This window comes from Synechococcus sp. SynAce01, from assembly GCF_001885215.1.
Classification (GTDB): Bacteria; Cyanobacteriota; Cyanobacteriia; order PCC-6307; family Cyanobiaceae; genus Regnicoccus; species Regnicoccus frigidus.
This window is the reverse complement of sequence record NZ_CP018091.1, coordinates 973826-985709: the sequence shown is the minus strand read 5'-3', so window position 1 is coordinate 985709 and position 11884 is coordinate 973826. Positions and strand designations below refer to the sequence as shown.

10 protein-coding genes are annotated in these 11884 nt (G+C 67.8%); 2 read left to right on the top strand and 8 right to left on the bottom strand.

The features are described from left to right. Positions 1 to 41: 41 nt before the first annotated feature. A complete protein-coding gene (locus tag BM449_RS05170; RefSeq protein ID WP_120352756.1) occupies positions 42 to 1079 on the bottom strand; it encodes an SDR family NAD(P)-dependent oxidoreductase in 1038 nt (345 codons plus the stop codon). A gap of 152 nt (positions 1080 to 1231) precedes the next feature. Between BM449_RS05170 and BM449_RS05165 the strand changes: the two genes are divergently transcribed. Both BM449_RS05165 and gorA read left to right on the top strand, forming a co-directional pair. Further along, a complete protein-coding gene (locus tag BM449_RS05165; RefSeq protein WP_071801996.1) occupies positions 1232 to 1804 on the top strand; it encodes a peroxiredoxin in 573 nt (190 codons plus the stop codon). A gap of 49 nt (positions 1805 to 1853) precedes the next feature. Beyond that, positions 1854 to 3218, top strand: a complete 1365-nt coding sequence (gorA, locus tag BM449_RS05160; protein ID WP_071800353.1) for a glutathione-disulfide reductase — start codon at positions 1854 to 1856, stop codon at positions 3216 to 3218. A gap of 37 nt (positions 3219 to 3255) precedes the next feature. Here gorA and dacB (BM449_RS05155) read toward each other — a convergent pair whose 3' ends face one another. From dacB (BM449_RS05155) to BM449_RS05125, 7 genes are all read right to left on the bottom strand, one after another. After that, entirely contained in the window at positions 3256 to 4908 is a 1653-nt protein-coding gene (dacB, locus tag BM449_RS05155) for a D-alanyl-D-alanine carboxypeptidase/D-alanyl-D-alanine-endopeptidase (RefSeq protein ID WP_071800352.1), read from the bottom strand. Continuing rightward, positions 4908 to 6602: a D-alanyl-D-alanine carboxypeptidase/D-alanyl-D-alanine-endopeptidase gene (gene dacB / locus BM449_RS05150; protein WP_145536948.1), complete on the bottom strand. Its 1695-nt coding sequence runs from the start codon at positions 6600 to 6602 to the stop codon at positions 4908 to 4910. The genes dacB (BM449_RS05155) and dacB (BM449_RS05150) overlap by 1 nt, the downstream gene beginning before the upstream one ends. 135 nt (positions 6603 to 6737) lie before the next feature. Further along, the gene (gene glnT / locus BM449_RS05145; protein ID WP_071800350.1) at positions 6738 to 7985 is read right to left on the bottom strand and encodes a type III glutamate--ammonia ligase; all 1248 of its coding nucleotides are present in this window, start codon (positions 7983 to 7985) and stop codon (positions 6738 to 6740) included. 15 nt (positions 7986 to 8000) lie between these two features. Beyond that, the gene (locus tag BM449_RS05140; RefSeq protein ID WP_083544404.1) at positions 8001 to 9065 is read right to left on the bottom strand and encodes an alpha/beta fold hydrolase; all 1065 of its coding nucleotides are present in this window, start codon (positions 9063 to 9065) and stop codon (positions 8001 to 8003) included. Beyond that, a complete protein-coding gene (locus BM449_RS05135) occupies positions 9062 to 10018 on the bottom strand; it encodes a fatty acid desaturase (RefSeq protein ID WP_233831108.1) in 957 nt (318 codons plus the stop codon). Before BM449_RS05135 ends, BM449_RS05140 begins: the two co-directional genes overlap by 4 nt. Before the next feature lie 173 nt (positions 10019 to 10191). Then, a complete protein-coding gene (locus BM449_RS05130; RefSeq protein WP_071800349.1) occupies positions 10192 to 11379 on the bottom strand; it encodes an FAD/NAD(P)-binding protein in 1188 nt (395 codons plus the stop codon). Further along, complete coding sequence (locus BM449_RS05125; RefSeq protein WP_083544403.1) at positions 11372 to 11824, bottom strand: transcriptional repressor; 453 nt, start codon at positions 11822 to 11824, stop codon at positions 11372 to 11374. Before BM449_RS05125 ends, BM449_RS05130 begins: the two co-directional genes overlap by 8 nt. Positions 11825 to 11884 lie beyond the last annotated feature (60 nt).

Here is an 11884-nt window from a genome sequence, read left to right as displayed (position 1 = left end):
GATACCAGTGGCTCCGCCAAGCTGAAATGTATAAGTCGATACTAAGCGATCTGGCCGCTGTGGGCGTCTTGGTCGGGCAGGGTGATCTCCGTACCGATCTCAGTACCCACCAGCGCCGTGCTCCGCTCCCACAGCTGCAGGGCCAGGGCGTCGTTTTGGGCTTCGGCGCTGATCGCGGTGGCCTCGAAGCGATGGCGACCTGGGGCCAGCAGGCGGTTGCTGTAGTAGCTGAAGCCAGGGGTGGCGTAGGCGTCGTCGGTGGCCAGGGCGGCGAGCAGGGATCCGGCGGTTTCCACCCGCTCGCTGATCCGCAGGATCGAGCGGGCCGCCAGGGCAAACAAGCGCTGGCCGAGCTCGTTGGACTGGCGGCTGTAACGCCAGAAGCCGCCGCTGCTGATCGGCGGGATCACCAGCCCGGGGCTCCAGGCGATCACCGGCAGGTCCTGCCCCCGCGCTTCCATCCGGCGCTGGTATTCGCGGGCGAAGAGCACGTTGCAGAGCTTGCTGTCTTTGTAGGCCTTCTCGGCATTGAAGGGGGTGGATCCATCCACCATGGCGGCGTCCTCGCCAGCCTTCAAGCCGCTGAGATCACCCAGCCCGGCTGGCCGGCCCACCTTGCCGCCGGCGCTGGTGGGGTCATGCACTTCCGAAGCGGTGACCACCAGGCGAGGCGAGCGTCCGGCCTCCAGCGTGGGGGTGAGCAGCTGGGCGAGCAGCAGATGGCCGAGATGGTTGACGCCGACGCTGAGCTCGAAGCCCTGGGGGGTGCGCCGCGGTTCCTTGGCGCCCGCGTACTGCAGCCCGGCATTGAGAACGAGCGTGTCGCTGACCGTTCCTGCCGCCAGCAGCGCGGCCGCGCAGGCCCTCACGCTCTCCAGATCGCCCAGGTCGCAAATGGCTGACTGGGGCAGGGTGGTGGAGCCGGCCTTTTCTGCCACCCGGTGGCTGGCCTCCTCTGCGCTGGTGCCATCCCGGCAGAGCAAGGTGAGGGGATGGCCGGCCCTGCAGAGCAGGACGGCGGCTTCGAAACCGATACCGGAGTTACCCCCGGTGAGCAGGATGCGGCGCAACTCAGGCAAAGGCGTGGACCAAGCGAAGACAGACGTCAAACCACCTTGACAGCCAGGCCAAGTCGAAGCCAGTATGAGTTCGCATAAGCTGCTGGCTGTTGTGCTGGCCCGGCTAGCGTTTGGCCTTCAGCCTCCAGTTCACCCCTCCGTTTTCCCCTCCCATGTCCTACCCATCCAGCGTCCCCACCGTCGTCTTCAAGACCCGCGTCCGCGATGAATCCGTGGAGGGGGGCAATCCTTTCCGCTGGCAAGACCTCAGCAGCAGTGAAATCTTTGCTGGCAAAAAAGTTGTGGTGTTTTCGCTGCCCGGTGCCTTCACCCCTACCTGCTCCTCCAACCACCTGCCCCGCTACGAAGAGCTTTATGAGGAGTTCCGCGCGCTTGGCGTCGATCAGATCGTCTGTGTGTCGGTCAACGATGCCTTCGTGATGTTCAAGTGGGGTCAGAGCGTGGGCGCCAAGAATGTCTTCCTGCTCCCCGATGGCAACGGCGACTTCACCCGCGAGATGGGGATGTTGGTGGAGAAGTCGAACCTGGGCTTTGGTCTGCGTTCCTGGCGCTATTCGATGGTGGTTAATGACGGCACGATCGAGAAAGTCTTCGCTGAAGCTGGCGCCGAGAACAACTGCCCCACCGATCCCTTCGAAGTCTCCGACGCCGACACGATGCTGGCCTACCTGAAGGGCGTGGCACCCACGGGCGTCTGCGAGCCCCGGCTCGAATTTGCCGGCTGAGGCGAATACAGACCTGTCCACCCATCCGTTGGCTCCCCGTCACCTGCCCATGAGCGACCCCTTCGATCTGATTGTTCTTGGCGCCGGATCGGGGGGGCTGGCCGCAGCCAAGCGGGCCGCCTCCTACGGGGCGCGGGTGGCGATCGTTGAGGGCGATCGGGTGGGTGGCACCTGCGTGATCCGGGGCTGCGTTCCCAAGAAGTTGTTGGTCTATGGCTCGGCCTACCGCCATCTGCTTGCCGATGCCCCCAGCTACGGCTGGGACGTGGGGTATCTGAATCTGGATGCCGGGCGCTTGCTGGCCAACGTCCGCGCCGAGGTGGATCGGCTCAATGAGCTCCACATCGGTCTGCTGGCCAAGGCCGGTGTGGAACTGGTGCGCGGCTGGGGTCGCTTCGACGACGCCCAGACCATTGCGGTGACGGCAGCGGATGGATCATCCCGCCAGCTGCGGGGCGAGCGGATTCTGGTGGCCGTGGGCGGTCGCCCCCATCGCCCGGCCATCCCCGGCGCCGAGCTGGGTTGGGTGAGCGATGACATGTTCCTGCTCGAATCGCTCCCAGCCCACGTGGTGGTGGTGGGTGGCGGTTTCATCGCCTGCGAATTCGCCTGCATCCTCCATGGCCTTGGCGTGCAGGTGACCCAGCTGATCCGCGGCGATCACCTGCTGCGCGGCTTCGATCGGGAAGCCAGCTCGGCCGTGCAAGAGGGGATGGAGGCCGAAGGCATCACCCTGCGATTTGCCCATTCGCCCGCCGCCATCAGCAAGGAGGGCCCCTCGGGTGAGCTGACGCTGACCAGCGAGGGCGGTGAACGTTTCAGCTGCGGTGGCGTCTTGCTGGCCACAGGCCGGCGGCCATTCCTGCAGGGCATCAACCTGGAGGCCGCCGGGGTGGCGGTGGAGGGCCACCGGATCCCGGTGGACGCCGATCAACGCACCAGCGTGCCGACGATCTATGCGGTGGGTGACGTGACCGATCGCATCAACCTCACGCCCGTGGCCGTTGATGAGGGCAGGGCCTTCGCCGACACGGTTTACGGCAACAAGCCTCGCCAGGTGGATCATGACCTGGTGGCCTCGGCGGTCTTCTCCCAACCTGAGCTCTCGTCGGTTGGCCTGAGTGAGGAGCAGGCGATTGAGCGCCATGGCGCCGATGGCGTCAAGGTGCACCGGGCCCGCTTCCGGCCGATGAACCAGGCCTTGCCGGCCCGGGGTCCCCGGGTGCTGCTCAAGCTGGTTGTGGCAACCGCCACAGGAAAGGTATTGGGCGCTCACATGGTGGGTGAACACGCCGCAGAGATCATCCAGATGACGGCGATCGCCATCGGCATGGGCGCCACCAAGGCCGATTTCGACCGCACCATGGCGCTGCACCCCTCCGTCGCCGAAGAGTTCGTGACGATGCCCAATTGAGAATGCCCAACTGAGACCGGGCTGGCCCTTGGCTGGGTCAGGGGCTCCAGCTTCGGATCAGATCGGTAATCACCGCTTGATCCTCGAACACTTCGGCCACATCGGTGATCGAGCTCACCGGACCGGCGTCGTTCACGAACAACGCGAAGGCCAGATCCCGCCCGCTGACGCTGCGCAGGTAGCCCGCCAGCACCTGGGCCTTGAGGCCCGTGGAATCGATCGTGGTGCCCGTCTTGGCCATCACCTCGCCGCGGGCGGTCAGGTCCCGTCCGGTTTCCGCCAGGGATCCATCCACGCCCAGTACCGGCAGCGCCGAGCGGAACACGGCAGCCTGGGGGCTGCCGTGCATGATCTCCAGCCACTGCACCACCGCCCGAGGCGTGGCCTGGCTGTCGGGGCTACCGCTGCCGTTGCTGGGAAACCGGAAGCTCTGGGGGCTCAGGCCCTGCCTGTTCAGGTCGCGCCGTTCGGCGGCCAGGGCCCCGTCCACCTGCCGTTCGCCTTCCACCAGTCCCACCTGGGTGAGGCTGAGGTTGGCCCCCAGGTTGAGACTCACCTTGAGGATCAGCCGGGCCAGGGCGCCATAGGGCGTGGAGCGCCAGGAGGCCACGGTCTGCTCTTCCGTCAGCTGCGCAGCCTGCTTGTTCGTCTGCTCGGCGTCCCCGGAGCCGGCGGGCTGGAGCCGGCTCGGATCATTCGGGGCCAGCAGGGGGGCCCGCACCACCACGCCGGCACGGGCGAGGGCTTCATGGAAGGCGATGCGGGCATAGGAGGCGGGATCCTCGATCCGGAAGGTGCGCACCGCCACCGGGCTGCCGGAGAGGGGTGCCCGGTAGTCGAGGGGGATTGTGCCGCTGATGGTGCCCGTGCAGGGTTCCCGCCATTGGCAGTCCATCTGTCCCAGATCGGAGAGATCGAGCACGGCTGGCCCTCCCGCTGCCACGGTGCGAACGCTGGAGCGCACCTGGAAGGCGGCACTGCGGGGCCGCCAGTCGACCCGGGCCGGTTCCCCCATGGCCGTCGGTGTCACCGACACATCGACCATGTTCTCGTTCACCAGGATCGGGGGGATCAGCAGATTGCCGTTGGGGACCCGGTAAGCCGGAAACAGCCGATCGTCCACCACCACATCGCCCTCCACCTGGCGGATCCCCGCCTGCCGCACCTGGAACGCCAGGGCATCGAGAGCCTGCAGCGGATCCTGCGGCGTCAGCAGGGCCGTGCCGAGGTTGTTGGCATCGTTGTGATCGAAGGCCGTGAAGGCCACGCCGCCATCCGGCAGACGCCTGCCCCCGAAGGTGAGATCACCACCTGCCACGAGCACCAGATCACCCGCCAGCCGCCCTGCGCCCAGGGAGCCCCGCCGGAGCACCGTGGTCTCGACCCGGTGCTCCGGCCCCAGGGTCTGCAGGGCGCGGCCCACCGAGAACAGCTTGCGAACCGACCCGGTGAAGGCCAGTTGATCGGGGTTGAGAGCCATCAGCGTGCGGCCGCTGGAAAGATCGCTCACCAGCAGGCTCCAGCTCGCACCCGAGTAGCGCGGCTTGTTCATCACCGCCGCCACTGCCGCGGATGGGGCCGCCTCCCGCAAGGACGCCGTTGCCAAGACCTTCTCTGCCAGGGCCTTTTCCGCCAGGCCGGGCACGAGCGCCAGGGCGAACAGTGCAGCCCTCACCAGCAGGGCCCCCATCAGAAGGCCTCCTGAAAGGCCGCCGCGATCGCGGCGAGATCACGGTCTGCGGTTTCGAAGCTGCTCAGCAGGGTGTCGGGGCTGGTGGGCACGTTGTTGAGATAGAGGGCATACACCAGCCGCCGGCCGCTGGCGGCCTCGATGTAGCCCACCTGGGTCTTGGCGGGAATCGAGACCTGGCCGCTGGCGCTGCCCATCACCCTGGAGCCATCCTTGAGCCGGATCCGGCCGGCGGCCGGGTGGCCCGCCTGGTTCTGCGCCTGGGTGCCGTCCACCCCCATCACCGGCAGCCCCTGCCGCAGGGCCTGGCCCCAGGGTTCCTTCAGCAGGCGGCGCAGCAGGGTGGTCTGATCGATCGGGGAGGTGCGGCTGCTGTCGATGGAGCCGGCCCCGTCCTCCACCAAGGTGCTGGCGGGAGATACGCCCAGGGCGGTGATGACCTCCAGCTCCCGCGCCAGGCCGTCGGGGCAGTCAAGGCTGCCCGCCTTGACCGCCACCAGGCAGACCATCAGGGCGGCACCGCGGTTGTAACTGATCTTCAGGACCACCTTGACGAATTCCGAGAGCGGCGGCGAGACGTGCTCCGCCAGCTTCGGGGCGCCGGCATAGGCGCTGGTCATGGCCTCAGTCCGGGCGGTCGCCGGCAGGATCGGCAGGATCGCCACCGGGTTCTTCCCCGTGGCCGTAGCCTCCACCACCACGCCGGCCCGCTCCAGGGCTTCGATCAAGGCGGTGCGAGCAAAGGCAGCGGGCTGGAGGATCTCAGCGCTGCTGATCCGCTCCGGGGCATCGGCGGCGATCTGGCCGCTGATCCGCACCAGCCCCCCATCGAGCGGCTCCACCTGCAACGGCTCGGTGGCCGTGCCCGCCGCGACCGTCGTCACCTGGGACACCACGCTCAGCGCAGCGGTGCGCGGCCGCCAGTCCACCACGGCCAGTTCACCGGGGCGGCCTGGACGGGTGATGATGTTGAGCATGTTCTCGTTCACCCAGATCGGCGCGATCAGGCCATCGGGCCAGCCGGCGTAGGTGTTGAACAGGCGGTCGTCGATGACCACATCGCCGCGCACCCGCTGGATGCCGGCGGCGCGCACCTGGGCCGCCAGCTGGTTCAGGGCCCGGAGCGGGTCGCTGTCGTCCAGCAGGGCGACGCCGGGGAATCCGGTGCTGGCGTAGTTGTGATCGATCTGGGGCAGGCTGTTGAAGCCAAGGCTGCCGTCGGCGCGCTCGCGCAGCCCGAAGCTGAAATCCCCCGAGGCCACCAGCACCAGGTGGCCATCGAGCACCCCATCGCGCAAGCTGCCGAACTGGTGGATCGGGGTGCGGAAGCGGTGCTCCGGCCCGTACTCGTTCAGCACCGCGGCAGTGCTGAAGGTTTTCATGATCGAGCCAGGCACGAACATCTGGGCGCTGTTGCGCTCCAGCAGCACCGCGCCGCTACCTTCATCCACCACCTGCCAGCCCCAGGTGCTGTGGCGGTACATCGGCTTGCCGGTGACCGCCTCCAGGCGCCGCATCACGGCCGCCGGCACCGCTATCGCTGCCGCTGGATCTTCTGCCGCCGCCACGGCCGGAGCCGTCAGGGCCAGGCTCCCGATCACGGCTGCGGCCGCCCCGGGGCCGGCCAGCCTCCGAGCGGCCCGCCACAACGGCGGCCGGGCCGCGGAGATCGGGGAGCAGGCAGGGAGGGACACCGTGGGGATGGACAGGTAGGCACCGTCATCTTCACTCCCGGATCTCACGTTCGGCTGTTACAGGAGCTTGCTTCTGGCCACTCCTTCTAGCCATCTTTCTTGCCGCTCCTTCAAGCCGTTCGTTGCTGCCGGCCTTCAGCCGTGCTGGCGCCTCAGGCTTTCGTAGGCCTGGCAGAAGGGTTCGCCAAGGGCCTGGCGCAGCACCGTGTCTGCGGCGAAGGCGGCCAGGGCTTCTTCGGGATTGGCAGGCAGGGGCGGAGTCGTACCCGGCGCAGGCGGGTCGGTGTAGAGGTTGGCGTCGTTGCGGGGGCCAGGATCGAGCTGCCGCTCCAGGCCGTCGAGGCCGGCGGCCAGCACCGCCGCCGGCAGCAGGTAGGGGTTGGCGGCGCTATCGGCCAGGCGCAGTTCCAGGCGCTGGTCATCGGGGATGCGCACCATGTGGCTGCGGTTGTTGCCGCCATAACTGATCCAGCCCGGCGACCAGGTGGCGCCGGACTTGGTGGTCTGGCCCCCGAGCCGCGCATAGCTCTCGGCTGTGGGATTGGTGATGGCGCACAGGGCCGGCGCATGCTCCAGCACGCCGGCCAGGAAGTGGTACGCCAGTGGCGAGAGGCCGAGCTCACCGCGGGGGTCGTGAAAGAGGTTGCGGCCTTCGGTGTCCCAGAGCGAGTGGTGCAGGTGGGCGCCGCTGCCGGTGAGCTGGGGGAAGGGCTTGGGCGCGAAGCTCACCTGCCAGCCCAGGGGCTCGGCCATCGCCTGCGCCATCACCCGGAAGAGGGCGTGGCGGTCGGCGGTGACCAGGGCATCGGCGAAGGTCCAGTTGATCTCGAACTGGCCGTTGGCATCCTCGTGATCGGCCTGGTACGGCCCCCAGCCCAGCTCCTCCATCGCTTCGAGCAGGCCGCCGATCAGCTCGAACTGACGCATCAGCGCCAGTTGGTCGTAGCAGGGTTTGCGCTGGCTGTCGCGGCCATCGGCGATCGCCTCACCGCCGGGCTGCAGCAGGAAGAACTCCGCCTCCACCCCGGTGCGGAAGCTGTAGCCCAACTGCGCCACCCGCTCCAGCTGACGGCGCAGCACCCAGCGCGGCGACTGCTCCAGCGGCTGGCCCTCCACCTGCAGATCGGTGGCCACCCAGGCCACGTTGCGCTGCCAGGGCAGCACCGCCAGGCTGGAGGGATCGGGCAGGGCGAGCACGTCCGGGTCGGCCGGGGTCATGTCCAGCCAGGCGGCAAAGCCGGCGAAACCGGCGCCATCACGGGCCAGCTTGTTAGCGGCGCTGGCTGGCACGAGCTTGGCGCGCTGCACCCCGAACAGATCCGAGAAGGAGAAGAGGAAATGGCGGAGGCCGTGGTCGGCGGCGTAGCGGGCCAGGTCGGTCATGGGTTCAACAGGTGCTTAAAAGGTTCTCAACAGGTTCTCAACAGCGGCGCGGATCACGGCCTGCTCGGCCGGCGCCTCGCGCGGATTGCCGGCCCGATGCCCCAGCACCGACTCCAGCCGCTCGAAGCGGGCGCCGGCAATCAGGGCGGCTTCTGCGGCGCAGTCGTCGGGCGGGAAATACAGGTCGTGGGAGCCGGCGATCACGGTGGTGCGGGCCGTGATCCGCCCCAGGGCCGCCGCCAAATTGATCGGCTCGGCTTCAATGCCGGCGCTGGTTTTGCTGTCCTGCTCTGCCACAGCAGCCGCCAGATCATTGGCCAGCCAGGTGTCGAGCATCGCCAGCAGATCGTGGGGATCGTGGCGGCGGTAGGCGGGCAGCCAGCTGCGCTCCACGTACGCCTCAACGCTGCCGTAGCCCAGGGCTTCGTGCCGGCCCTGCCTGTAGAAGGCCTGGCTGGCGGCCCAGCTGGCATAGATCAGGGCGAAGGTGCGCAGCCCCTGCTCCGGGCTGGCCCTGAAGCGCGTTCCATCCCAGGCGGGATCGGCGGTGAGGGCCTGGCGCAGGCTGAGCAGGAACAGGCGGTTGTGGGGCGTGGTGCGGGCCGTGCCGCAGAGGCAGCAGATCCGCTCCACCCGCTCTGGGGCCAGGGCCGCCCAGTGGTAGGCCTGCTGCGCCCCCATCGACCAGCCGTAGATCAGGGCGAGGCGCTCCACCTCGAACACCTCCTGAATCAGGCGTTGCTGGGCGGCCACGTTGTCGGCATGGCTGATCACCCAGCCCTGCTCGGCCAGGCCCAGGGCGCTGGTGCTGGGGCTGCTGGAGCGCCCATTGCCGAACTGACTCACGAGCAGCACGCAGAACCGCGTTGGATCGAGGATCGGCCCCACCACCCAGTCGATGTCTTCAGGCCAGGCGCCGTAGGAGCTGGGGTAGAGCACCAGGTTGGAGCGATCGGCGTTGAGCTCCCCGAAGACCCGGTAGGCGAGGCGAGCGTCGGGCAGTTCCCGGCCGCAGCTGAGCGCCATGGGCCCCAGTTCAAACAGCGCATCTCTGCCTTGAACCGCTGGTGCCACGCTCATGCCGTTGGCAGCGCCAGTGTTGACGGATCGGCCAGGAACGTTCGGTGCACCGCCAGGTAGCCCGGATCGTTGTGCTCCAGATCGGCGGCGATCCAGGGGTGTGCCGCGGGCAGGGCATGGAAGGGGATCGAGGCGAACAGATGGTGTTCGCTGTGGAAGGGCATGTTCCACATCAGCCAGCGCAACGGCGCCAGGGTGTGGGTGGTGCGGGTGTTGCGCAGCCCATCGGTGCTGGTGCTGCAGCCACCGTGCTCAGCGAGCAACACGAAGCGCAGCAAGGGTTGCCCCAGGGCCAGCGGCAGCAGCCAGAGCCAGAGCAGCAGGCCGTTGCCGGCCAGCAGCGAGAGCAGCAGGGCCGCGGCGTAGACCGCCGCCTGCTTCCAGTGGGAGGCGCGCACAGCCGCCACCGCGTCTGCCGGGATGTAGGGGCAGTCGTCGTAGGCGCCCACCAGCCCGCGCCAGTGGGAGCGCAGTTTGCCCATCCACCAGGGCAGCCCGCTGAGCTCAACGCCATAGGCCAGCCGAGAGCTGGGGGTGCCCCCTTCGAGCTCAGGATCCAGCCCGGGCTGGTGGGTGTAGCGGTGATGCCACTGGTGGTAGCGGCGGTAGAAATCGGCGTTGTAGAAGCTCAGCACCCCCGCCCACCAGGCCACCGCGTCATTGAGCGAACGGCTGGCGAAGGCGGTGCGATGGCCGCATTCGTGCATGGCGCAGAAGCAGAAGGCCAGACCCCAGCCCAGCAGCAGCAGGGCCGGAATCCGCAGCGCCCAGGGCAAACGAGCATCCCCCCAGATCAGCCCGCACACGAGGATCAGGCCCCCATGGCCCGCCACCTGTCGCCAGCCAGCCGCATCTGCTCGCCGATTCAGCTGGCGCAGGGCGTCGACGGGAATCAGCTCGCTGGGGGGCGTGGTGATCGCGGGCTCGGCAACGCCTTGAACTGGGGAGCCCACCGTTGGTAACAGAGCTGGGAAGTCTTCATTCAAAAGGCCAGGGCGCGGGAGCGCGGCAACGATGCTCACAGTTGTGATTGCCGCAGGGTGCCGGCCCTGATGCTGCTGTCATGGATGGTGGCCAGGCTGTTGCTGAGCCAGATGGTCTGTTGCGACCGCTGGAAGGACGTCCATCAGGCCTTCATGGCGGCGCGGCAAATGCGCTGAGAAGCTTCTCGTCCTCCGAAAAGGTTGCGCGCAGCAGGACCAAGCCGTAGCGCTGACAGGCCTCCCATGAGGTGCACGTTGGTGCCTGGCCAGCGCAAATCGCTTGTAAGTGCGGGCTGATCATCGATCAGCTCGATGGGACGTTGCTCCAGTAACTGGCGCAGCAGCGGGTGGTGGCTGACTCCCTGGTGGAGGCCGGTGGCCAGCCAGATGCGATCGGCCAGCTGCCGACTTCCATCGCGGCAAAGAATCTGCCACTGGCCTGCACACCAGCAAGCTTCCTCCACCTCACAGTGCTCATGGAGTTGCAGGCTGCCCTGCTGGCGCGCCTGATGCAGCTTGGCAACGAGCTGGGGCGTGATCGAACCGCCATCGCGAGCTTCCAGCACCTGCTGGCGGCGCCGGTGCCAGCACGGTTCAGCACGAAAAGTCTTGAGGTAGTTCGGGCCCAGCCAGCCCGGATCTGCGTCGAAGTGTTTGCTCCGCAGGTCCCGCCGGCACAGCAGGGTGACCCTGGCCCCCCGCTTGATGGCACCCAGGGCCAGATGGCCGCTGGTCAGACCGCCACCCACGATCAAGATGTGCTGCCCGCGCAACCCCTGGCAGGCGGCCAGATCGATCGATTGGCTGTGTTGCATGGCCTCTGCCGGATGGGGAGCCGCGATGGTCCGAGCCCAGCTCGGCAGCACAGGCACGCCCGCACCAGTGGCGATCACCAGCCGATGGGCCGCCACAACTGCACCGTCACTCAGGGTCACCTCCAGCGATGCGGGCCCTGCCTGGTCCAGGCGGATCTGCTGCACCGAGGCCGCCTGCACGTGTGAACCGAGCTGGAAGTCGGCCACGACGCTGCGGCAGAAGTCAGCAAAGAGGCTTGTGTGGGGGAGGCCATAGGGACCTTCCAAGTCCAGGCTGCGCTGCCTTTCTTGGGCATAGCGGCGCAGGGCATGGGGGGTGGGGTGCGGATGGTGGGATGAGGGGGAGCGCAGCCAGGGGATCTCGTAACGCCGCATCTGGCTGTGCCAGCACGACAGCCAGGTTCCCGTGGGGTCGAGCACCCGCAGCTGCCGGCGCCACTGGGGCCTTTTCTGCAGCAGCTGGCAGCAGAGGGTGAGGGCCTGGGGGCCGGCCCCGGCGATCACCAGCTCAGCCATGGCAGGCCACCCCGGTGTATTGGCAGCTGGAGCAGAGGCCGTGGATCTCAAACGTGTGAAAGAGCGGCCGGAAACCCTGCAGCAGCACCGTGGTCAGCCCCAGTCCGCTGGTACCCAGCGGACAGATCGGCAGCCGCTCGCTATGGCCGCATTGGATGCAGATGAGGTGATGCTCATCCCGCTCCAACGGGGCATACACGCTTTCACCGCTGCTCAGCTTGCGACAACGCACCAGCCCACAACGTTGCAGTTGTTTGAGCCCGCGGTAGACGGTGGCTAGGCCTTGGCGCTCCTGGCCGCCCTTGAGCCGTTGATGTAGCTCCTGCCCGCTCAATTCCCGCTCGGCCTCGCACAGCAGCTGCAGCAACTGCTGCTGACGAGGGCCCGGCCGGACTGAAGCCGCCTCCAAGAGGTCCGAAGGGAGAGCGATGTCTGGGTGAGGCATGGAGGCCGGAGACAAAGGCCGTCAACGGGGAAGAACAGAACACAAGCAGGAGGCTCTGTT

What these genes read in the sequence shown, in the direction of transcription:
- BM449_RS05165 (WP_071801996.1), top strand. Translation starts at nt 1,232, where the DNA reads ATGTCCTACCCATCCAGCGTCCCCACCGTCGTCTTCAAGACCCGCGTC.
- BM449_RS05125 (WP_083544403.1), bottom strand. Translation starts at nt 11,824, where the DNA reads ATGCCTCACCCAGACATCGCTCTCCCTTCGGACCTCTTGGAGGCGGCT.
- BM449_RS05130 (WP_071800349.1), bottom strand. Translation starts at nt 11,379, where the DNA reads ATGGCTGAGCTGGTGATCGCCGGGGCCGGCCCCCAGGCCCTCACCCTC.
- glnT (WP_071800350.1), bottom strand. Translation starts at nt 7,985, where the DNA reads ATGACCGACCTGGCCCGCTACGCCGCCGACCACGGCCTCCGCCATTTC.
- gorA (WP_071800353.1), top strand. Translation starts at nt 1,854, where the DNA reads ATGAGCGACCCCTTCGATCTGATTGTTCTTGGCGCCGGATCGGGGGGG.
- BM449_RS05140 (WP_083544404.1), bottom strand. Translation starts at nt 9,065, where the DNA reads ATGAGCGTGGCACCAGCGGTTCAAGGCAGAGATGCGCTGTTTGAACTG.
- dacB (WP_071800352.1), bottom strand. Translation starts at nt 4,908, where the DNA reads ATGGGGGCCCTGCTGGTGAGGGCTGCACTGTTCGCCCTGGCGCTCGTG.